At 69.9% G+C, this 21,459-nt stretch carries 20 protein-coding genes; 17 read left to right on the top strand and 3 right to left on the bottom strand.

What is annotated here, in order from left to right; genetic code table 11:
• Positions 1-24: 24 nt before the first annotated feature.
• From ACFY3D_RS01710 to ACFY3D_RS01660, 11 genes are all read left to right on the top strand, one after another.
• A complete protein-coding gene (locus ACFY3D_RS01710; RefSeq protein WP_389973546.1) occupies positions 25-900 on the top strand; it encodes a dihydroorotate dehydrogenase electron transfer subunit in 876 nt (291 codons plus the stop codon).
• Complete coding sequence (locus ACFY3D_RS01705; protein WP_350948042.1) at positions 890-1,864, top strand: dihydroorotate dehydrogenase; 975 nt, start codon at positions 890-892, stop codon at positions 1,862-1,864. The genes ACFY3D_RS01710 and ACFY3D_RS01705 overlap by 11 nt, the downstream gene beginning before the upstream one ends.
• A complete protein-coding gene (gene pyrF / locus ACFY3D_RS01700; protein WP_389973543.1) occupies positions 1,861-2,574 on the top strand; it encodes an orotidine-5'-phosphate decarboxylase in 714 nt (237 codons plus the stop codon). The genes ACFY3D_RS01705 and pyrF overlap by 4 nt, the downstream gene beginning before the upstream one ends.
• Positions 2,575-3,173: 599 nt before the next feature.
• Positions 3,174-3,497, top strand: a complete 324-nt coding sequence (mihF, locus tag ACFY3D_RS01695) for an integration host factor, actinobacterial type (protein WP_350948044.1) — start codon at positions 3,174-3,176, stop codon at positions 3,495-3,497.
• 194 nt (positions 3,498-3,691) lie between these two features.
• Positions 3,692-4,264, top strand: coding sequence for a guanylate kinase (gene gmk, locus ACFY3D_RS01690; RefSeq protein WP_350948144.1), 573 nt, complete (start codon positions 3,692-3,694; stop codon positions 4,262-4,264).
• Positions 4,265-4,276: 12 nt separating this feature from the next.
• Positions 4,277-4,540 carry a DNA-directed RNA polymerase subunit omega gene (gene rpoZ, locus ACFY3D_RS01685; RefSeq protein WP_030909981.1) on the top strand — a complete coding sequence of 88 codons (264 nt, stop codon included), beginning with the start codon at positions 4,277-4,279 and terminating at the stop codon, positions 4,538-4,540.
• A 10-nt stretch (positions 4,541-4,550) separates the two neighbouring features.
• On the top strand, positions 4,551-5,783 hold the full coding sequence (gene coaBC, locus ACFY3D_RS01680) for a bifunctional phosphopantothenoylcysteine decarboxylase/phosphopantothenate--cysteine ligase CoaBC (RefSeq protein ID WP_389973540.1): 1,233 nt from the start codon (positions 4,551-4,553) through the stop codon (positions 5,781-5,783).
• A 113-nt stretch (positions 5,784-5,896) separates the two neighbouring features.
• Positions 5,897-6,292: a hypothetical protein gene (locus ACFY3D_RS01675; RefSeq protein ID WP_362895560.1), complete on the top strand. Its 396-nt coding sequence runs from the start codon at positions 5,897-5,899 to the stop codon at positions 6,290-6,292.
• A gap of 258 nt (positions 6,293-6,550) precedes the next feature.
• Entirely contained in the window at positions 6,551-7,738 is a 1,188-nt protein-coding gene (metK, locus tag ACFY3D_RS01670) for a methionine adenosyltransferase (RefSeq protein WP_389973537.1), read from the top strand.
• Between the two features lie 160 nt (positions 7,739-7,898).
• Positions 7,899-8,189 (top strand): hypothetical protein, encoded by a 291-nt coding sequence (locus ACFY3D_RS01665; RefSeq protein ID WP_389973534.1) that lies wholly within the window; start codon positions 7,899-7,901, stop codon positions 8,187-8,189.
• A gap of 4 nt (positions 8,190-8,193) precedes the next feature.
• Positions 8,194-8,640 (top strand): type II toxin-antitoxin system VapC family toxin, encoded by a 447-nt coding sequence (locus tag ACFY3D_RS01660; protein WP_389973531.1) that lies wholly within the window; start codon positions 8,194-8,196, stop codon positions 8,638-8,640.
• Between the two features lie 69 nt (positions 8,641-8,709).
• On the opposite strand, the gene ACFY3D_RS01655 is transcribed toward ACFY3D_RS01660, so the two are convergent.
• Positions 8,710-9,642 (bottom strand): LysR family transcriptional regulator, encoded by a 933-nt coding sequence (locus ACFY3D_RS01655; RefSeq protein WP_389973528.1) that lies wholly within the window; start codon positions 9,640-9,642, stop codon positions 8,710-8,712.
• Between the two features lie 114 nt (positions 9,643-9,756).
• Between ACFY3D_RS01655 and ACFY3D_RS01650 the strand changes: the two genes are divergently transcribed.
• Complete coding sequence (locus tag ACFY3D_RS01650) at positions 9,757-10,641, top strand: SDR family oxidoreductase (RefSeq protein ID WP_389973525.1); 885 nt, start codon at positions 9,757-9,759, stop codon at positions 10,639-10,641.
• A gap of 412 nt (positions 10,642-11,053) precedes the next feature.
• Positions 11,054-11,971, top strand: coding sequence for a TIGR03619 family F420-dependent LLM class oxidoreductase (locus ACFY3D_RS01645; protein ID WP_389973522.1), 918 nt, complete (start codon positions 11,054-11,056; stop codon positions 11,969-11,971).
• Positions 11,972-12,172: 201 nt separating this feature from the next.
• On the opposite strand, the gene ACFY3D_RS01640 is transcribed toward ACFY3D_RS01645, so the two are convergent.
• Positions 12,173-12,649: an ATP-binding protein gene (locus ACFY3D_RS01640; RefSeq protein WP_389973519.1), complete on the bottom strand. Its 477-nt coding sequence runs from the start codon at positions 12,647-12,649 to the stop codon at positions 12,173-12,175.
• Between the two features lie 230 nt (positions 12,650-12,879).
• Between ACFY3D_RS01640 and ACFY3D_RS01635 the strand changes: the two genes are divergently transcribed.
• Together ACFY3D_RS01635 and ACFY3D_RS01630 are read left to right on the top strand one after the other, a co-directional pair.
• Complete coding sequence (locus ACFY3D_RS01635; RefSeq protein ID WP_389973516.1) at positions 12,880-14,451, top strand: hypothetical protein; 1,572 nt, start codon at positions 12,880-12,882, stop codon at positions 14,449-14,451.
• Positions 14,452-14,538: 87 nt separating this feature from the next.
• Positions 14,539-15,000 carry a hypothetical protein gene (locus ACFY3D_RS01630; RefSeq protein ID WP_389973513.1) on the top strand — a complete coding sequence of 154 codons (462 nt, stop codon included), beginning with the start codon at positions 14,539-14,541 and terminating at the stop codon, positions 14,998-15,000.
• Between the two features lies 1 nt (position 15,001).
• Here the strand turns inward: ACFY3D_RS01630 and ACFY3D_RS01625 are convergent, their stop codons facing one another.
• Positions 15,002-17,101: a hypothetical protein gene (locus ACFY3D_RS01625; protein WP_389973510.1), complete on the bottom strand. Its 2,100-nt coding sequence runs from the start codon at positions 17,099-17,101 to the stop codon at positions 15,002-15,004.
• A 281-nt stretch (positions 17,102-17,382) separates the two neighbouring features.
• On the opposite strand from ACFY3D_RS01625, the gene ACFY3D_RS01620 reads away from it, so the two are divergent.
• Both ACFY3D_RS01620 and ACFY3D_RS01615 read left to right on the top strand, forming a co-directional pair.
• Positions 17,383-18,867 (top strand): amidohydrolase, encoded by a 1,485-nt coding sequence (locus tag ACFY3D_RS01620; RefSeq protein WP_389973507.1) that lies wholly within the window; start codon positions 17,383-17,385, stop codon positions 18,865-18,867.
• 236 nt (positions 18,868-19,103) lie between these two features.
• On the top strand, positions 19,104-21,422 hold the full coding sequence (locus tag ACFY3D_RS01615; protein WP_389973504.1) for a primosomal protein N': 2,319 nt from the start codon (positions 19,104-19,106) through the stop codon (positions 21,420-21,422).
• Positions 21,423-21,459: the final 37 nt, after the last annotated feature.

Below are 21,459 nucleotides of genomic sequence, written 5' to 3'. Positions count from 1 at the left end.
GAGCGGGCCGGTGCCTTAGCGGAGGTGAGGGAGACGCCTGTTACCCCGGTACAGGTGACCGGCACGGTGCTGACGACGCGCCGCGTCGACGCCTACCATGCGCTGACCGTCGTGGCGCCCGGCATCGCCGAGCGCTTCCGGCCCGGCCACTTCGTCGGGGTGGCCGTCGGCGGTGCCCGGACGTCGATGCTGACGCGTCGTGCCTTCTTCGTCCACGACGTCAAGCCCGACTACGGGGGTACGGTCGAGTTCGTCTTCTCCGTGCGCGGCTCCGGCACGGCCTGGCTCGCCGAGCGCCGCGCCCGCGACACCCTCGACCTGGTGGGCCCGCTCGGCCGCCCGTTCCCGCTGCCCAGGGACCCGGTGACCTGCGTCCTGGTCGGTGCCGAGCACGGTGCGGCGACGCTGTTCACCGTGGCCGACGCCCTCCAGGGGCGCGGCTGCCGCGTCGACTTCGTCCTCGGCGCGGTCTCCGCCGACCGGGTGTTCGGCGCCCTGCGCGCCAGGAGGATGGGGGAGACCACCACGCTCACCACCGAGGACGGCTCCCTGGGCATGCGCGGCCGGGTGACCGACGTGCTGCCGGGGGTGATCGCCGACGTGCGGGCCGACGCCGTCTACGCCTGCGGCCCGATGCCGGTGCTGCGCGGCGTCACCGCGGTGGCGGTCGAGTTCGACATCCCCGTCCAGGTGGCCGTCGAGGAGGGCATGGCGTGCGGGATCGGCGTGTGCATGACGTGCGTGCTGCCGGTGATCGGGGACGACGGGGTAACCCGGATGGTGCGCTCGTGCGTCGAAGGACCGGTCTTCAGGGGCGAGCGCGTCCGCTTCGACGATGTCGGCACGATCCCGTTCGACGCGCTGGGAGCACCCGGTGGGGGAACGCGGCATGCCGGTTGACATGCGGACGTACCTGGGGCACGTGGAGCTGGTCAACCCCGTCACCACGGCCGCCGGGTGCGCGGCGTCCGGCTCCGAGCTCGCCCAGTTCTTCGACCTGGCCAGGATCGGCGCGCTGACCACCCGGTCGATCACGATGGCCCCCAGGGCGGGCCGCCCGACCCCGAGGATGGCCGAGACGCCCTCGGGCATGCTCAACGCCGTCGGGCTCCAGGGACCGGGCGTGGACGCCTTCCTGGAGCGTGAGCTGCCCTGGCTGTCGCAGCGGGGCGTACGGACCGTGGTGTCCATCGGCGGCGGCACCGTGGCCGAGTACACCGCGCTGGCCCGCAGGCTCACCGACGCGCCCGGCGTCACCGCCGTGGAGGTCAACCTGTCGTGCCCCAACATCGAGGATCGCGGCCGGGTCTTCGCCCGCGACGGCGCCGCCTCCGCGGAGGTGATCGCCTCGGTGCGCTCGGTGATGCGGTACGACGTGCCCGTGGTGGCCAAGCTCTCCCCGGACGTCATGGACATCGTGAGCGTCGCGCGCGCGTGCGTGGACGGCGGCGCCGACGCGCTCTCGATGATCAACAACCCGCTCGGCATGAGCATCGACACCGAGGCGATGCGCCCCACGCTCGCGGCGGTCACCGGTGGTCTGTCGGGACCGGCCATCCGTCCGCTGGCCGTACGCTGCGTGTGGCAGGTCCACGCGGCCCTGCCCAGCGTGCCCATCATCGGCATGGGCGGCGTGCTCACCGGCAGGGACGCCTTCGAACTCATCCTCGCGGGCGCCTGTGTCGTCGCCGTGGGGACGGCGCTGTTCCACGACCCCTACGCCTGCCTGCGCATCCTCCGCGAGCTGGAGGAGCTTCTGGCGGCCCGGGGGTTCCACCGGCTGGCCGACGCGGTCGGACTGGCCCACCGCCCGCCGGGGGCGTCCACCCGGCACCGGATTGATCTTGAGGAGAGTTCCCTGTGACGCCCGCACCCATCGCCGTCGCCCTGGACGCGCCAGACCTTGAGACCGCGGCCCACTGGGCGAGCATGGTGACCCCGCACGTCACCACCGTCAAGGTCGGTCTGGAGCTCTATCTCCGCTACGGCCCCGACGTGATCGCCTCCGTCCGTGGGGCGAGCGGAGTGCGGGTCTTCCTCGACCTGAAGCTCCACGACATCCCCAACACCGTCGCGGGCGCCGCGAGGGCCGTCGCCAGGCTCAAGCCCGCCATCCTGACCGTCCACGCCGCCGGCGGCCCCGCGATGATCCGGGCAGCCGTGGAGGCGATGCCCCACACCCAGATCGCGGCGGTGACGCTGCTCACCTCGCTCTCGGAGGCCGACCTGGACCTGATGGGTGTCAGGGGCCCCTCAGAGGACGCGGTGCGCCGTCTGTCGGCGCTGGCCGTCGCCGCGGGCGCCCAGGCCCTCGTCTGCTCGCCGCGCGAGGTCGCCGCGGTGCGCGCCGAGGTCGGACCCGACATCACCCTCATCACCCCCGGCGTCCGCCCCGCGGGCGCCGCGAGCCAGGACCAGGCGAGAGTGGCCACTCCCGAGCAGGCTCTGGCAGACGGGGCCGACCTCCTCGTGATCGGCCGCCCGATCACCGGCTCCGCCGACCCGGGCGCGACGGCCGCGGGCCTCGCCGCCGCCCTGCGGCGGGTTTCGGCCGCCACGGGGCAGCGCGCCTGAGGACGGCCGGGATACGGCCGGGATTCCGTCGGGCGCTCGTGGGTCTCGTGGGTGAGGACGGCCCGGGATCCGTCCGGCGTTCGCGGGTGAGGTGGCCCGGATTCCGTCGGGCGTTCGCGGGTGAGGACGGCCCGGGATCCGTTCGGGCGTTCGGGGGTGAGGTGGTTCGGAAGGCCGGCCGGGGTCGCGGTCGGGTTCGAGGAGCGCCGGGCGTCGCGGATGAAGGTTTGGATTCCGTCGGGTGTCGCGGGTGCGGTTTGAGACCGCCGAGGGCCGCGGACGGGGTCCGCGGACCCCGGACGTCGCGGGTGGGGTAACGCCGGAAACCACCCGGCTCCGCGCGCGAGGCGATGCGGGAAACCAGCCGGTTTCGCGTGTCGGGAGGCGTGGGAGACCGTCGGGCGTCGCGGGTGAGACAACCCCTGAAAACTCGGCGATGAGAGCAGTTTTGTTGACGGAAAGCGACATGGCGCGCACACAAAGTCACGAAGTAGATTTTCTAGGGGGATAAAGTGGCCTTGACGTTGCTTGAAGCGCCATGACCAGCTAGTTTCCCATCCCGTCCGAGTACATCGACAGGAAATTCGAGGTGACCCGGCGTGGCTCTTCCTCCCCTTACCCCTGAGCAGCGCGCCGCAGCCCTAGAGAAGGCTGCCAAGGCCCGCCGAGAGCGTGCCGAGGTGAAGAACCGCCTGAAGCACGGTGCGGTCTCTCTGGCTGAGGTGCTCAAAGACGGGCAGGCCGACGACGTCATCGGCAAGATGAAGGTTTCGGCTCTTCTGGAGTCGCTTCCCGGCGTGGGCAAGGTCCGCGCCAAGCAGCTCATGGAAAAGCTCGGCATCGCAGAGTCCCGCCGTGTGCGGGGTCTGGGTACGAACCAGCGAGCTTCGCTCGAGCGTGAGTTCGGCGGGGCCGAGAGCTAATCTCGGTTCATACGACCACGCTCGCCCCGCATGGGGGACGGCATCACGGGGGGTTTGGAGTGACCGCAACGTCGTGGTCCGACGAGAGTCGGACTCCGGAGGCAACCGCCGAGGGCGGGGCCGGTCGCTCCACATCCCCGGCCGTAGGTCCGGAGAGGGCGCGAGCCTTCCCCGGGCTCCCGGCAGGTAAGCGCCTGACGGTCCTGTCCGGGCCGTCGGGCGTCGGCAAGTCCACGGTCGTCGCCGAGCTTCGGCGGGCACACCCACAGGTGTGGCTGTCGGTCTCGGTGACCACCAGGAAGCCCCGTCCGGGGGAGACCCACGGCGTCGAATACTTCTTCGCCGACGACGAGGAGTTCGACCGCCTCGCCGCCTCGGGCGAGCTGCTGGAATGGGCCGAGTTCGCCGGTAACCGGTACGGAACCCCGCGCGGCCCCGTGATCGAGAAGCTTGAGGCCGGGGTGCCCACGCTGCTGGAGATCGACCTCCAGGGCGCCAGGCAGGTCCGCGCGACCATGCCCGAGGCCCTGCTCGTCTTCCTGGCCCCCCCGACGTGGGGCGAGCTGGAGAAGCGCCTGCGTGGCAGGGGTACCGAGCCCGAGGACGTCATCGCCCGCCGCCTGGCGGCCGGCCGGATCGAGATGGCGGCGGAGCAGGAGTTCGACCTGACACTCGTCAACACGTCCGTCCAGGACGTATGCCATCGGCTGATAGCCTTGTTGGCTGATGCTCCCGAGGATTCGCACCTCGGACGTTCACCTAGCTAGGGGAAATCACACGTGGCAACCAGCGCCGCCTACTCCGAAGGCATCACCAACCCGTCGATCGACGCCCTGCTCGACATCGTCGACAGCAAGTACAGTCTCGTGATCTTCGGCTCCAAGCGGGCGCGTCAGATCAACGCCTACTACTCACAGCTCGGCGAGGGCCTGCTCGAGTACGTCGGCCCGCTCGTCGAGACCCACGCGCAGGAGAAGCCGCTGTCCATCGCGCTGCGCGAGGTCAGCGAGGGCCTGCTCACCTCCGAGCCGATCGAGGGCTGAAGCCACCTCGATGCGGACCCCCGAAGAAGCCGGGTCTCCTGACAGGCCCAGGGTCGTCCTCGGCGTGAGCGCGGGCATCGCCGCCTACAAGGCGTGTGAGCTGCTGCGCCTGTTCACCGAGTCGGGCCACGACGTGCGCGTCGTCCCGACCAGGGAGGCTCTCCGCTTCGTCGGCGAGCCGACCTGGGCCGCGCTGTCCGGCAACCCGGTCACGACCGATGTCTGGGAGTCCGTGCACGAGGTTCCGCACGTCCGCATCGGGCAGGGCGCCGACCTGGTGGTCGTCGCGCCGGCCACCGCCGACGTGCTCGCCAAGGCCGCCCACGGGCTGGCCGGCGACCTGCTGACCAACACCCTGCTCACCGCGCGCTGCCCGGTGGTGTTCGCCCCCGCGATGCACACCGAGATGTGGGAGCACCCCGCGACCCGCGCCAACGTGGCCACGCTTCGCGAGCGCGGCTCGATCGTCGTCGATCCCGCCGTGGGCCGCCTGACCGGCGCCGACACCGGCCCCGGCCGGCTGCCGGACCCGAAGGAGATCTTCGAGGTCTGCCGCCGCGTCATCGCCGGGCGTCCGGCCGACCTCGCCGGTCGCCGTCTGGTGATCTCCGCCGGGGGCACCCGCGAGGCGATCGACCCGGTCCGTTTCATCGGCAACCGCTCCTCGGGTCTGCAGGGTTACGCGCTGGCCCGCACGGCCGTCGCCCGGGGGGCCGAGGTCACCCTGGTGGCCGCCAACGTCGCCCTGCCCGATCCGGCGGGAGTCAGGGTCGTCCGGGTCGAGTCGGCCCTGGAGCTGCGTGACGCCGTGCTGGAGGCGGTGGAGGGAGCCGACGCCGTGGTGATGGCCGCCGCCGTCGCCGACTTCCGGCCCTCGGCGCGGAGCGGATCGAAGATCAAGAAGACCGCCGACGAGCCTGATGCCATCCATCTCGTGAAAAATCCCGACATCCTGGCGGAGTTGGGGGAGCGGCGCCGCGAGGGTCTCAAGCCGTGCCCGCAGGTGATCGTGGGATTCGCGGCCGAGACCGACGACGTTCTCGCCAACGGACGGGCCAAGCTCGCCCGTAAGGGCTGCGATCTCCTCGTCGTCAACCAGGTCGGTGACGGCCTCGCCTTCGGCACGCCCGACAACGCGGCCGTGGTCCTGGCCGCGGACGGGGAGCGGGTCGACATCCCGCGCGGGCCCAAGGAGTCCCTCGCCGACACGGTCTGGGATCTCGTCGCCGCACGCCTGGCCTGATCCGCGCCTCGGACGCGGACCGAGACCGGGCGGTCATCTTGTCACCGCGCGCCTGGCCTGACCCCTTGCCGTAGGCCACCTCCCGGCGGATACTTCGTCCGAGATGACCTGCGATGTCGCGCCTGGGAGGGGTTTCGATCATGCCGGTCGCCGCCGCCGTGAGGGCTCGATGCCGGGCGTTGCTTCCCCCGGGTGAGGAGATCCACTACGTCCTGCCGGCGCTGTCGGTGGGAAATCCGTGCATGGCGACCTTCCTCATCGTGGTCACCGATCGCACCATCTGCGTGATCTCCACCAAGTTCTTCGATCGTGACGCGCCGACCTCGGTGTACGCCACTCACTCCCGTCGCACCCGGCTCGGCCCGCTGGAGCTCTCCATGGGCGCGGCGATCGAGCTCGGCGGGATGGTGTTCGAGATCGACGAGGAGTACGCCGCGGTGATCGCCGCTGCCGACGCCGAGGTCTTCGCCCCCGAGACGCTCCCTCCCGATCCGTTGCCCGATTTATGAGTAAGAGCGGGCTTTGGGGTACTTCGTCGTTGTGTTGCGGTCGAGCGCATCCCATGTGCCGGTCGCGGACGTTTCGAGCCCAGCTCCGCACGGGACGGGGCTCTTTCCCGTATGCGAGCCGAGACTTTAAGGTGACACGATCTGAGACGATTTCGCGGCTCCACATCGGGTGGGGCTAGAATTCGCCGGAGCGCTACTGGTGTCCGCCGACGCCAGAGCCCCCAAACGCCAGCAGCCGCTGCATGAGGAGCCACTGACTTGTCCCGTCGCCTTTTCACCTCCGAGTCGGTCACAGAAGGCCACCCGGACAAGATCGCCGACCAGATCAGTGACGCGATTCTCGACGCCATGCTCAAGGGTGACCCCAAGAGCCGTGTCGCGGTCGAGACGCTGATCACCACCGGTCAGGTCCACGTCGCCGGAGAGGTGACGACGGAGACCTACGTCGACATCCCCGGCCTCATCCGGGAGAAGATCCTCGATATCGGTTACGACGCCTCGCACAAGGGCTTCGACGGCGCCTCCTGTGGCGTGTCGGTGTCCATCGGCGCGCAGTCGCCCGACATCGCGCAGGGCGTCGACGACGCCTACGAGAACCGTGAGGGCGAGGCCGGCGACGACCTCGACCGCCAGGGTGCCGGTGACCAGGGGCTCATGTTCGGCTACGCCTGCCGCGAGACCCCCGAGCTGATGCCGCTGCCGATCCTGCTGGCGCACCGTCTCGCCGAGCGTCTGTCGCAGGTCCGCAAGGACGGCACGGTGCCCTACCTGCGCCCCGACGGCAAGACCCAGGTCACCGTCGAGTACGAGGGCGACACGCCCGTCCGGCTCGACACCGTGGTGGTCTCCACCCAGCACGCGGCCGAGATCGACCTCAAGGAGATGCTCGCTCCCGACATCAAGGAGCACGTGGTCGACCCGGTCCTCGCCGGCCTGGAGATCGCCACCGAGGGTTACCGCCTCCTGGTCAACCCGACCGGCCGCTTCGAGATCGGCGGCCCCATGGGCGACGCCGGCCTGACCGGCCGCAAGATCATCGTTGACACCTACGGCGGCATGTCCCGCCACGGTGGCGGCGCCTTCTCCGGCAAGGACCCGTCCAAGGTCGACCGCTCGGCCGCCTACGCCATGCGCTGGGTCGCGAAGAACATCGTGGCCGCCGGTCTCGCCGACCGCGCCGAGGTCCAGGTCGCCTACGCCATCGGCAAGGCACACCCGGTCGGCGTGTTCATCGAGACCTTCGGCACCGAGAAGACCGACGTCGAGAAGATCCAGCAGGCCGTGCTCGAGGTCTTCGACCTGCGTCCGGCCGCGATCATCCGCGACCTCGACCTGCTCCGCCCGATCTACTCGGGCACCTCCGCGTACGGTCACTTCGGCCGCGAGGGCTTCTCCTGGGAGTCCACCGACCGCGCCGACGCCCTGCGCTCCGCCGCCGGTCTCTGACCCGCACGTTCCAAGACGGCCCCCGCGAACTCCTTCGCGGGGGCCGTTCGTGTTCCCGGCCGTTGTCCCGCCCGGCGGGATACCGGGTCACGGCCGCGAAAGCGCGTCCCTCGACGGCGAGTGATATCACTTTCAAGGCTTTAATTGATATCGTCGATGAATGAAGCAACTCCTTCTCCGTATCGATGACGATCTTCATCGCCGCATAACGCGAAGGGCCCGCCGCACCGGCCGATCCATCAACGCGACCGCCGGGGAGATCCTCGCCCACGGCGTCTCCGACGAGGCGCTGGACGCCCGGGCGGAGCTTCGCGCCCGAGCGCGAAGGCTCGGAGTGCTCGCCGAGCGACCCCCCTCCCCTCCGGTGATCGAAGCCGACCGGGAGCGTGCGCTCGCGGCCACCGAGGGCGCGGGACCGGTCCTCGACGACCTCTGGGCGGAAGGCCGCTGACCTCGTGCTCACCTACGTCGATTCCTCGGTCCTGGCCTGCGCCTACCTCCGCGACGAACCCGGTCACGACCGGGCCAGGGACCTTCTCGAAGACCCCGAACACCTCCTCGTCACGAGCACCTTGACCGTGGTGGAGGTGACCGGGGTGCTGGTCCGCGCCTCTCGCGCCAGGCGGCTGCTGGAACTGGACACCAGGCTTGCCGTACTGGCGGCGGACCTTGGAGAGGACGGCCCGGTCACGTTGCTGAGCGCTCCCCGTGACGCCGTGGAACGCCGGGCGGTGGAGATCGTCCACACCCACGCCCTTCGTGCGCTCGACGCCATGCATCTCGCCATCGCGGAGCTGGCGGCCGTGCCGCTTCTGGAGGAGCCGGGGGACAAACTCGGCTTCGCCAGTCGTGACACCGCGCAGAGCGAGGCCGCCGCGGCGCTTGGTTTCACCTCCGTCTAGTACTTCGGTGACACTTCGGGATCATGGTTGGGATCTGCGCTTGTAGTGGCAGCGGCGGCGTGACGTACGTCATTCACCCGCCGGATCACCCGCCGCCTCCGACGACCTCAGGGTTGCCCGCGAACCGGTGAGCAGCGCCCTGGCGGATTTGCGGAACGACGACACCAGGCGGTTGCGGTCGCCGGCCCGGGTCGCCAGCACGACGTGGCTCGGCTCGACGCCCTCCAGAGGGATCGAGGTGATGTCCGGGCGGAGGTTGACAAGGGGCGGGCCGCCTATGATGGCCACCACCTCCCCGGCGGCGATCAGCTCGGACTTGTCCTCGATGTCGGTGATGACGGGGCCGTCGGGGGCCGGGCGGCCGTCGGGCCTGGGATCGATGCGCCAGTACGCCTCCCAGGCCGGGTCCGGGTCGGCCAGTCGGGGCAACGGCTCGTCGGCGATGTCGGCGAGCGTCACGGATCCCCTGCCCGCCAGGCGGTGGTCGCGCGAGAGCAGCAGCACGCGCGGCTCGCCGTACAGGATCGTCACGTCGAGCCCGTCGGTCGCCAACGGCAGCCGGGTCACCACCGCGTCCACACGGTAGTCGAGCAGAGCGGGGCGCGGCTCGTTCCAGGCCACGTGTGAGGTGCGTACGTCGGCATCCGGATGCAGGCGGCGCAGCTCGCGCACGGCCGGCGTGACGATGAGGCCCATCGTGTACCCGATGGTGATCCGGCTGGGCCGAGCGGCGGCGCGGGCCTGCGCCGCCGCCTGGGCGGCCGCGTGCAGCAGCGTCTTCGCGCGGGGCAGGAAGACCTCGCCGGCCTCGGTGAGTCGCGTGCCCTGCGGGGTTCGGTCGAGCAGGAGGGCGCCCAGTTGCCGCTCAAGGGCGCGGATCTGCCGGCTCAGCGACGGCTGGGTGATGTGCAGGGCCTCGGCGGCGCGGCCGAAGTGCCGGTGCTCGGCGACGGCCGTGAAGTAGCGCACGAGCCGCAGATCGAGATCGGGCGACTGGGGCATGCCCGCAGCCTACTGCGGTGATGCCTGAAACGTATCGCCCGATGAGCGACAGGCTTTGGACGCCGCACGGCACCGGCTCCGACGATGGGAACACCGCTGAAGAAGGAGATCATCATGCGTGTTTTCGTCACCGGCGCCACGGGTTTCGTGGGGTCCGCCGTCGTACGTGAGCTCATCGAGGCCGGACATCAGGTGACCGGTCTGGCCCGTACGGATGAGGCCGCCGCCGCGTTGAGGGCCGCCGGAGCCAAGCCCCACCCCGGCTCGCTCGACGACCTCGCCGGCCTGCGCGACGGGGCCGCCGCCGCCGACGGCATCATCCACCTGGCCTTCGTGCACGACTTCGCGAACTTCGAAGCCGCCAACCAGACCGACCGGCGAGCCATCGCGGCGCTCGGCGAGGCGTTGGCGGGGTCCGGCCGGCCGCTCGTGGTCACCTCGGGCACCGGCCTGCTCCCGCCCGGCCGCGTCGGCACCGAGAAGGACGAACCGGGTACGCATTCGCCCCGAGGGGCGGCCGAGCAGGTGGCGCTGTCGTTCGCGGAGCGCGAAGTGCGGGTCTCGGTAGTGCGGCTGCCGCTGGTGCATGGAGAGGGTGACCCGGGGTTCGTCGCGGTCGCGATCGGCATCGCCCGCGCGAAGGGCGTCTCCGCGTACGTGAGCGACGGCGACCCCCGGTGGCCGAGCGTGCACCGGCTGGACGCCGCTCACCTGTACCGGCTGGCCCTGGAGGAGGCTCCCGCGGGCGCGCGGCTGCACGCCGTCGCCGAGGAGGGTGTGCCGGTACGCGACGTCGCCGGCGTCATCGGGCGCCGGCTCGGCGTGCCGGTGACCGCGATCCCCGCGCGGGAGGCGGGCGAGCACTTCGGCTGGCTGGCCTCCTTCGTCACGCTGGACATGCCGGCCTCCTCCGCCCTGACCCGGAAGCTGCTGGACTGGCGTCCCGGCCTACCCGGGCTCATCGCCGATCTGAACGCGGGACACTACTTCAGGAGCTGAGCCCGCAGCTCCGCCGGTCACTCCTGCCCGGTCCTGACCGGCCGGCAGCAGAACGCGGCGATCGGTACCTACGTGCGCCGGCGCAACGCCCGAGCCCAGCCCAAGACGAACTTCGCCGCCGGCTCACCCATCCGTAGCTGGACCGGTTACCCAACCAAGGTTGCGTGACGGGCCACCAGAAGGCCAAGGGACGCCCCGGCCGTGCTGCCCCGAGGGGACATCACATCAAGGTCTTAAGTGGGCTTTTAGGGCCCGGAGGCCACACTCCAACCCGATTGCAAATCATGTCCAAGGGGTGTCGCCTAACGTCTCCCTGGACGTTAGGCCGGGAGCGTCCGGGTATCGAGACGCGTACGCAATATGCGCCTCAGTTCCTCCCGGCTTTCCATGGCGAAGTATCAAGGAGCAGCTCATGCAGATCGGATATACAGTCCCGCAGTACGGCGCCTTCGCCGACCCGGATTTCATCCGGCAGGCCAGCGCGGATCTGGAGGCCATGGGTTACAGCAGCCTGTGGGCGGGTGATCGGATCATGTTGCCGCTCGAACCCAGCGACCCCTACCCGGGAGGAGACGGCGAGATCCCTCCGGCCTTCGCGACGTTCTTCGACCCGCTGACCGCGTTGACACTCGCCGCCGTCAGCACTCGGGAGGTCCGGCTGGGAACCAGCACGCTCAACGCGCTGTGGCAACCGCCGGTCCTGCTCGCCCGCATGCTGACCTCGCTCGACCTGCTCAGCCACGGACGGCTGGACGTCGGCATCGGTCTCGGATGGCTGCGTGACGAATACACCGCGACCGGGGTGCCCTGGCAGGGGAGGGGAGACCGGCTCGAAGAGACGCTCGACGTGATGGAGGCCGCCTGGAGCAGTGAGGTCGTCGAGCACAAGGGTGCGCTGTGGACCGTGCCGCCGTCGCACATCGACCTCAAGCCCTTCCAGCGGCCGCGCCCTCCGGTCCTGCTCGCCGGTTACACGCCCTCGTCCATGGAGAGGATCGGCAGGCGAGCCGACGGCTGGCTGAGCGCGGCGATACCCATGCCCTACCTGACCTCCCTGTGGGATATGGCGCTGCAGACCGCGGCACGCGTCGACCGGGACCCGTCGGCCCTGCGAATGGTGGTGCGCGTCAATCCGAAGATCACCGATTCTCCCGCGCCCGACGACCAGGTACCGCACGTCGGAACCGTGCGGCAGATCGGTGACTACCTGCTGACCCTCGCCCAGGCCGGTGCCCACGAGGCATTCGTCGACCTGCAGACGACGACGTCCTCGCGCGATCAGTTCATGGACGTCGCGCACGAGCTCATCACCAGGCTGCACGCCGGCTGAGCTCGCGCGCCCAGCCCACGCTCGGCGTCGTGGCACCGCAGGCACATCCGCGTCCCTTCCTTGTCGGGCCGTTTTCGACAAGACGCCGGAGAGCCAGCCGGCGGAATTCCGTCCGCGCGGCCCGCCCTGTGGATCCGGAACCTCCGACCAGCTGAAGATCCGAAGTCCGAGCAGGCCCGAGTGCTCATGACGGCCCGCTCGTCATGAGCACTCGGGGGACGTGGGTTGCCTCTCGCCGGTGAACTGGGCCCAGACGGCGTGGCCGTGGGACCGGGTGCCCTGGCAGCCGACCCGGGAGGCGAGGGCGACGACCAGGGGAAGACCTCGGCCGCCCTCGCGGAGAAGGGTGGGGTGGAGGAGAGTGGGGACGGAGCCCTGGCCGGAGTCGTAGACCGTCACGCGGGTGACCTCGGGCCTGCGGACGACCTCGACGACGAACGTGCCGTACGGTCGCCCGCTCGCGGTATGGCGGATCGCGTTGGCGGCGAGCTCGGTGACGACCTGCTCCGCGTCCTGGCCGAACGGGGAGTCGGCCAGGAGAAACCGGACGAAGCGTCGAGCCTCGGGAACCTGGTAGGGATGACCGCGGAAGGTCCGCCGCCAGGTCATGCCGCCCGGGCTGAGCCGTACCATCGCCTCGATGAGTTCCGGGGCCACGCCGTCGTGGGCAGTGGTCATGCGCGCTCTCCTGCTCTCCTGGTCAGGGGAAAATCGTCAGCAGAACAGTGGCCCGGTGCTCCCATGCGGTAGCCCTCCGGGACACCGTCGATCGGATACTCCGCGCACAGTGGCGCTGACCTGCGAGAACGCCGCATCCAACGGTCGAGGATCCCCACTTCCCTCGCGGACTGTCATTCTCCGTGACCGCAGACATACGATCCGTGTGTGTTCGGGGAAGGGAGTCGAGGATGCCCGGAGAGGGATACCGGATCCTGCTGGGATGCAGGCGGCGCAGCGAGGCGCTGCGGGCCTGCCGCCTCACGTTCGACCAGATCGCCGGGGTGTTCGCCCTCGATCACCAGGTCAGCCCGTTGCGCCTGTACCGCTACGCCCACGGTCGCACGGCGGGCGACGTGGTGGCCGCCTACAACGACCTCGACCCTGCGGGCACCGCGACCCTGCGCGCCGCGCGCTTCTACGACTACGAAGCCTGGCCACAGGCCGGGCGGCGTCCCGGCGCCGGGGCGATCGCCATCTTCGCCCGCATCTACCAGACCACCGCCCGCCGCCTGGTCGCCGACGAGGTCTATGCCTCCTACGGGGTACGTGACCGTGACCTGATCGACCAGACGGATCACCGTCATCTCGACGCGCACTACCGCCGCGAGGTGTCCGCACCGGCCATCTCGGGCACCAAGGGAACGAAGGCACTTCCCCCACTCGTTCCCGCGCCCGCGCCCACCCGCTGTGCCGACCTGCTGCGCGCGGTCGGCGCAGAGGAGGCCGACGTGAAACGCCGCGAACTGCTCTTCGAACTCGCCCTGCTCCTGGGCGGAACACCGGCCCTGGGCCTGCTGCGCCACCTCACCCCGCCGGAACGGGAACGCCTGGCCGTCGCCGCTCGGCACCAACACCCGATCGACGCGGCCACCATCGACGTGCTGGAAAATCTCACGACTCGTCTCTGGGGGATGGACGAGACGATGGGGCCTCGGCTGATCATTCCGGTAGCCGACGCGAAACGCGCCCTGGTCCAGGATCTACTCAAGCAGGGCTCCCTCGGGCCCGCCTCACGCGATCGTCTTCTTCGCGTCTACTGGAGCCTCTCCCACCTCGCCGGATGGGCCCACTACGATCTCATGGACTACCAAGGTGCCGCCCAGCGGTATGAGGAAGGGCTGGCGGTAGCTCATGAGTTGCGTGCTCCCGCGCTTCTCGCCCATCTTCACAGCTTGTCAGCCAATATGGCTCTCTATCAGGGGAAGCCCACTGTCGCGATGGACCACTCCTTCGCCGCAGAAGGGTGGGCGAAGAACAGTGGCAACCGTCTGCAGCAGTCGGCCGTCTCGCTCATGACGGCCCGGATTTCCGCCGGAGTGAGGCGCGATGAGGGGGGTCTTCGCTTCCTCGATCGTGCCATCGATCTGGCAGGCGACAAGCGCAACGGATCTGACCTTCGTCACCTTTTCTGGGTCAACCCGGAGCGCATCGCCCGTCATACCGTGTTCTGTCTGGTAGAGCTCAAGCAACCTGATCGGGCGATACCTTTAGCCCAAAAGACCCTGGCCAGAGCGGATCCGAGCTGGAACCGTGAACGTGGAATCCTGTATCTCGAATACGCTACCGCGCTGATCCAGAAGCGAGAGATCCCGGAGGCGTCGGCAGCGATCGATGCCGCTGCTCAAATCACCGTGAGACACAGTTCCGCCAGACTTCTGCACTCGATACGACAGGTCCGCGCTCAGCTTCGCCCGTGGGAGGACAACAAGAACGTCCGAGATCTGGATGAACGGTTGCGGTTGCTGTCGATCCCGATTTGACATATTCCGGCGCTTTTCCTGGAAATCGCTTGATTATCGGACATCATTGGATCTGGGTGATGTCGGACGGCGTGAACGGAGAGTTTCGTGATGCATCTTGCTTCCGCCCGCGTTGGATCAGCGGTGATCGCCATCTTGGGGGTGTTTGCCCTGGGGGCATGTTCCTCCGATCCTCCGGGGCCGACGGCGGCTCAGGCGGAGGCGACGCTGAAGGCCGACATCGACTGGTTGGTGAAGTCGACCCATGCAAAAGATGTCAAGGTGACGGACGAGGGTGGCAGGGACATTCCTTGTGGAGAGGGGAAGGCGAAGCGCACGTATGGAGTTGCCGGAGTGGACACTTCCAGTGTCGACGAGCCGGTCATCATATTCAATATGTTGACCGGCGGCCTGGGGAGACGTGGATATAAGGTCGTTTCTGTTGACTGGGAAAAGCCGAGCAATGAGTCTGTCAAGGACAGATCGCGCGTCAGAATTACTGTCGATTCTTTGCGTAAAAAACACTTCGAGCTTTTCGGTGAGACTCAATGCCTTAGGGCCTCTTTGTGAGCTACCCAAAAGGAGTTGGATTTGTTTGCGTGCTTTCCTTGGCTCCTCCGAAAGTGTTGTTGAGCCGAGTGGTCGCTTCTCCGACGGTGCTGTCGTCTCCGCTCCCGGAGCCGTTGCGGATCATCCAGTCGGCAAGATTCTTCAACGCCTTCGGGTCCTTGGCCAGTTTGTCGAAGGGGAGCAGGTTGCCGTCTTTCCCGGTGATGGGAGGCTGGCTGAAGGCCGGATCGTTCGGGGGCACTGTGTAGGAGAACCCGTAGCGCTTCAACTCGTGAAAAATCCAGTATTCGCGGCCAAGGGCGGCTAGGCGGTTGCTCTCCTTGAGCTTGTCCAGGCGGGTTCCTTCGATGTCCTTGTACGAGTCGATGGTCTCGCTCGCAGACTTGCTGATCATCAACCAGATCAGCTCGCCGGCCCCGTCCAGCTCTACGAGAGGACCCGAGAGGTCAAACAACGCGGCGCCTCCTCCCCCGATGCCGAACCCGACGAGGTCGACGCTCAGGCCCATGAGGAAGAAGAGCCGGTCCTGCATCTCCTGGTCGTACTCATCCATTTTCCCTTGGACCTCGTTCGCGGCGGCGAACTGCATGCCGGAGACATACCCCAGGCTCGCGAAGGTGTTTGCGAGGTGCTTGATGCCTGTCCCCTGATCCTTGGCGGCCGCCGCGTCCATAAGGTGTCTGGAGAATTTACCCAGTCCCGCATTGAACGGTTTCATCCGCTCCGCCGAGTCGGCGAAGGTCTTGATGAAACGGTAGGTGTCGCCGGGACTGAGGCGGAACTTCGGGTGCAGGCCGGCGGTGAGTGCGGCGGTTTTCTCGAACGCGCTGTCCTGTGTCCGATTGGCGTCCCCGGCGTTGGCGCCCTCGATCATTTCGGCGGGGTAGGCGCCCGCGAGCATCGACATGAAGATTCTCGCGCCCTTCGCCACCTCCATCGGCTGCCCCTCCGGATTGCGGAAGTCCGCTTCTGTCCGGAGATTGCCCATGGTCGTCATGGCGTTGAAGGCGAATCGCACCGCCTCGGGGCCAGGGGAGCGCTTCTCGAAGACACCGGCTCCGGCGGCGAGCATCCGGCCGAACTCCGTCTCCGGGTCGAAGGCGATCGTGTCGTGCTCGTTGGTGTAGAGCGCGACCTCCCGGTTGAGTGCGGAGAACAGGTCCTTGCGATCTTCGGGAGACATGCCGTTGAACAATGCCCTGGCCGTTTCCGGATTGTTGGCCAGAGCGGACAGGAAGTGGCTCAGGTCGGCGGCCTGGCGGGTGAAGGCCCCGGCGCCGGGGGATTTCTGGGTGTGGGGACGGATCACCTCGGCGAGCCACGTGAAGGGGAACCTGCCGTGGCCGAGCACCAGGCCCAGGTTGCCCGCCTGTATTTTCCTGAGGTTCTCCGGCTCCCAGGACGGGCCGAGCGTTTTCGGCCGTCGGGCCACCGCCGTGGCGAGGGCCTCTCCCATGGTCTTCCAGTGCTTCTTGGCGGATTCTCCGTGGTAGTCGTTCAGTTTCCTGAGCGCGGCGGCCGCGCCCTTCGGGCCGAGGGTGGCGAAGAATCCCGCGGTGAAGTCGGGGTCCTGCCGCCTCTCGGCGAGTTGGCCGAAGATCCCGTCATAGATTTTCTTGGAGGAATAGGGAGTCGGGTGCCCCTGGGCGGCGAGGGTTTCCGCGAGTTTCCTCCCCTCGTCGGTGGCGAGAGCAGATCTGGCCAGGGTCTTCTCGTCGAAGGCGATGAGTCCTTCGCGCCCCGGTCCCGGCGTGAGGCCCGGCAGACCAGGACCTGTCAGGCTCGGGGCCCAGTTCGTCAGGAGGTCGGGCTCCTGGATCAGCTGGTTGCGTCTGCGCAGTCGCGGGATCTCCTGATCCAGCCAGTCTTCGATCTCGCGGATCGGCAACGCCGCGGACCGGTCGGCGTCCACCGAGGAAAGCAGCCGGAGGATCGCCGGGAGCTGCTCGCCCACCACTTTTCGCGCATGCTCCAGTGAGGCGATGAATCGTTCCATTAGCTCTGGATTGATTCCCGAGTATTCATCCGAAGATGACCCGTTTTCCGATGGAACAGGCGAGCTCGGTCCCATATCAAAGGTCTCCTGCCGAAGGCGTTCCACGTTTACTCTAAGCACCCGGATCGCAGCCGGATAGGAGTTCGATCGCCGGAGAGCGTGCGGGGGATGCGGGAGCAAGAGGCATCGGCTTCGGCTCGCCCCGCATCGGTTCCGGCGCGGTGCCCGACGTTGCCTGGGAAGGCGGTACGCGACGACGGCCGAAAAGTCCGCGAAGAACCGGAAATAAGGGGAGGAAACGAGGAGAGGGGGTGAGCGACGGCGGCTCGGGGAAAATGCCGATACCCGGGGGAGCGTGCGTCGGGTTTCCGCCTAATCTCTGCTTTATGTCCTCATCGTCTTCTCGCCTGCTGTTGCGCAACGCGCGACTGGGTCCCGGTGGCCCGCTGCGCCATGTCCTGATCGTCGGCGGCCGGGTCGCGGAGGTGGCCGCGGAGCCGCCCCCCTGCGACGAGTCGGTCGACGCCGGGGGTGGCACCCTCCTGCCGGGGCTGTGGGACGCGCACGTGCACTCCGTACAGTGGGCGCAGGCCCGGCGCAGGATCGACCTCACCTCGGCGCGGTCGGCACGGGAGGCGGTCGATCTCGTCGTCTCACGGGCGGACACATCCGGTACGCCTGTCGCGTTCGGCGGGTCCGGGTTCACGGTCGGTTACGGCTTTCGCGATGGCCTGTGGCCGGACACGCCGCACAAGTCGATGCTCCAGGCGGCGGCACCCGACCGCCCGATCGTCCTGGTCAGCAATGATCTGCACACCGCCTGGTTCAGCCCGGCCGCGCTGGCGGTGGTCGGCAGGGGCGAGCACCCGACGGGGGTGCTGCGCGAGCGCGACTGCTACGACGCGATGGCCGAGATGCCCCCGCCGCCGCAGGACGAGCTGGATCGCTGGGTGGCCGAGGCCACCACCGCGGCCGCGGCGAGGGGCGTCGTGGGCGTGCTGGACTTCGAGTTCGCCGACAACGTCACCGACTGGACCCGGAGGGTGGGGTCGCGGCGGATCGACGTCCGGGTCGGCTGTTCGATCCCGGTGAACCGGCTGGAGGAGGCGATCGGCCGCGGGCTGCGTACCGGCGATCCCGTCGCCGGTGCGGAGGGCCTGCTGGAGGTCGGGCCGGTCAAGACGTTCGTGGACGGGTCGCTGAACACCAGGACCGCCTACTGCGAGGACCCGTACCCCGGCGGCGAGGCGCGCGGGCTGCTGGAGACGGCGCCCGAGGAGTTGTACGGCGTGATGGCCCTGGCGGCCGGGCACGGGATCGACCCGGCGGTGCACGCGATCGGCGATCTGGCGGTGGGCATCGCGCTGGACGCCTTCGAGCGGGTCGGCTGCCCGGGGCGGATCGAGCACGCGCAGCTCGTCCGCCCCGAGGACTTCGGGAGGTTCGCCAGGCCGGGGCTGGTCGCGGGCGTGCAGCCCGCCCACGCGCCGGACGATCGCGACGTGGCCGACCTGCACTGGCGGGGACGGACCGGCAGGGCCTTCGCCTACGCCGACCTGCTGGCGGCCGGAGCGGTCGTCGAGCTGGGCTCCGACGCCCCGGTGGCGCCGCTCGACCCGTGGGACGGGATCGCCTCCGCCGTGGCCAGGACCGACGACGAGCGGCCGCCGTGGCACCCGGAGCAGGCGATCCCGCTTCCGGCGGCGCTCGCGGCGGCGGCCAGGGGACGTACGGAGGTGCGCCCGGGAGACCCCGCCGACCTGGTGATCACCGAGTACGATCCGGCCGGGCTGGACGGGGACGGCCTGCGCCGCATGCCGATCCTCGGCACCCTGCTCGGTGGCCGCTGGACCCACCGCCGCTCCATCTGACCGGTCCCGCGGGCGATCGTGCCGCGTCCGCTCCATCTGATCGGCTCAGCGGGCGATTGCGACAGGGCCGCTCCATTCGACCGGCCCTGCGGGCGATCGCGCCGGGGTCGCCTCTCGCCGTCAGCGGCACGAGACCGGGCTGTCACAGGTACGGAGACCTGCTGTCAGAGGCACGGGATCGGCCCGTCCTCCCGCCGTCGTCCGGAGGGGGTGCCCGGGTCTGGTAGGACAGGTGGGTGACCCACGCCAGCCCTTCGCCGGACGACGACGCCCTGCTGCCGCTCGACGCGGTCCGTGAGCGGCACGTGCCGGGCGGTCCCACGAGGACGCGGGGTGGCCGCGCCGGGGCCGTGAGGGCCGCCAGGGTGGTCAGGGCCGCTGGGACGGCCAAAGCCTCCGGGGTGGCCGAGCCGGTGAAAGGGGTGCCGGAGCCGGCCGCCGAGCTGCCGGTCGCGCGGGTCCTCGTCGACACGCCGCTGCCGCACCTCGACCGGTTGTTCGACTATCTCGTCCCCGACCCCCTGGCCGCCGCCGCCGTGCCGGGGACCCGGGTCCGCGTCCGGTTCGCGGGCAAGCTCGTCGACGGGTTCCTGCTGGAGCGGGCCGAGACCACCGAGCACGAGGGCAAGCTGACCCGCCTGGAGAGGGTCGTCTCCGCCGAGCCCGTGCTCACCCCGGAGATCGCCGCGCTGGCCCGCGCCGTCGCCGACCACTACGCCGGGACCATGGCCGACGTCCTGCGCCTCGCCATCCCGCCCCGCCACGCGAGGGTCGAGGCCGAGACCCCCACCCCGGCCGCCCAGGACCCGGCCGTCTCAAGTCCGGCCCCACCGGCTCAGGCCGCCCCGAGTCCGGCCCCGCCGGCTCAGGCCGCCCCGACCCCGGCCGACTCGATCTCGGTCACCCCGGTCCTGACCGTGTCGACCTCGGCCGTCCCGGCCCAGAGCGCACCGGCCCGAGCCGCCCAGCCCTCGGTGCGGGGAGAGGGGCCCGGGCCGTGGGCGGACTACTCGGAGGGGGAGGCGTTCCTGGCGGCCCTGGCGAAGGGGGACGCCCCCCGCGCGGTGTGGACGGCCCTGCCGGGCATCGGGGAGAGCGGGCCCGCGTGGCCGGAGGCGGTCGCGGTTGCCGCACGGGAGACCCTGCGTGGGGGCAGGGGAGCCCTCGTGGTGCTTCCCGACGGTAAGGACGTGGGCCTGCTCGACGCGGCCCTGAGCGCCGTTCTGGAGTCCGGCGCGCACGTGACGCTCACCGCCGACCTCGGGCCCGCCGAGCGCTACCGGCGATGGCTGCGGGTGTCCAGGGGGCAGGTGCGGGTCGCGGTCGGGACGAGGGGGGCGGCGTTCGCCCCGGTCAGGGATCTCGGGCTCGCGGTCATCTGGGACGACGGCGACGACCTGCACTCCGAGCGGCTCGCCCCCTACCCGCACGCCAGGGAGGTTCTCGCCCTGCGCGCCCACCGGGCGCGGGCGGGCCTGCTCATCGGGGGATACGCCCGTACGGCGGAGGCGACCAGGCTCATCGCGGCGGGCTGGGCGGGGCCCATCGTCGCGGCCCGCGCGACGGTGAGGGCGAGGGCGCCGAGGGTCCGTCCGGCGGGAGAGGACTCGGAGCTGGCCAGGGACGAGGCGGCGAGGGCCGCCCGGCTGCCCAGCCTCGCCTGGCGGGCCCTGCGTGCCGGGCTGGAGAGCGGTCCCGTGCTGGTGCAGGTCCCCCGCCGGGGCTACCTGCCCGCGCTGGCCTGCCAGAGCTGCCGGGCGACCGCCCGCTGCGGGCACTGCGGCGGCCCCTTCGCGCTGCGCGGCGGTCATGTGGCCCCGTACTGCCGCTGGTGCGGCCGGATCGCGGGTGACTGGCGCTGCACGTCCTGCGGCGGCGCCCGGGTGCGGGCCCTGGTGATCGGTGCCCGCCGCACGGCCGAGGAGCTGGGGAGGGCCTTCCCCTCGGTGAAGGTCAAGACGTCGGGCAGGGACGGGGTGCTCGCCACCGTCGGCGCGGGCCGCGCCCTGGTGGTGGCGACCCCGGGCGCCGAGCCGGTGCCCGAGGGGGGGTACGCGGCGGCGGTGCTGCTGGACGGCTGGGCGCTGCTCGGCAGGCCCGATCTGCGCGCCGCGGAGGAGACATTGCGCCGGTGGATGAACGCGGCGGCCCTGCTGCGGGCCTCGGCCGAACTGGTCGTGCTGGCCGATTCCTCACTCGCCGCCGTACAGGCTCTGCTGCGCTGGGATCCGGTGAACCACGCCGAGAGAGAACTGGCCGACAGGACAGAACTCGGTTTCCCCCCGGCGGTGAAAATGGCGACGCTCACCGGATCTCCGGCGGCGGTGCGGGAAATGATCGGCGAGATGACCCTGCCCCCGGGGGCGCAGGTGCTCGGCCCCGTCCCGGTGGCCTCTCCCAAGGGGGATCAAGTGCGGGAACGTGCCATGGTCCGGATCGCGCAGGGCTCGGGACCGGCGCTGGCCGCGGCGTTGAAAGGGGCCGCCGGAGTACGCTCCGCGCGCAAGGCGGCGGAGGTGGTCAAGGTGTGCATAGACCCCCTAGATGTGATTTGAGTTGTTTCCCCGATTCGCGGTGCTGGCAGTAAGCCGT

Origin of the sequence: Streptosporangium sp. NPDC000509 (assembly GCF_042898365.1) — a bacterium.
GTDB lineage: Bacteria > Actinomycetota > Actinomycetes > Streptosporangiales > Streptosporangiaceae > Streptosporangium.
This window is presented reverse-complemented; position numbering and strand designations above follow the sequence as displayed.